Raw genomic sequence first — 205 nt, forward strand, 5'->3', positions numbered from 1 at the left:
AACTTGATGATGAATATTTCCTGTCATAGAGATTGTTTGTCGTAATCCCGAAACTGAATAACTCATTGGTAACCAGGGATTAATAGCTCTAAAGAAATCATTTGTCAAGGCAAGTGGATAAGTACCTGCACTTGATGCTAACTGTAATAAAAGCAAGATAAGAGAAAAGAAAGCTCCTATACGACTATTCCATGTTGTTAAAGCG

The 205-nt window shown here is 35.6% G+C and carries 1 protein-coding gene; it reads right to left on the reverse strand.

Going from position 1 to position 205, the window contains the following annotated elements; translation table 11 throughout:
- Positions 1–205 (reverse strand): hypothetical protein (locus WKI42_RS11015; protein ID WP_368081929.1); only part of this gene is annotated, 205 nt, incomplete at both ends.

The sequence above is a fragment of the Streptococcus pseudopneumoniae genome, from assembly GCF_038148935.1.
Classification (GTDB): Bacteria; Bacillota; Bacilli; order Lactobacillales; family Streptococcaceae; genus Streptococcus; species Streptococcus pseudopneumoniae_U.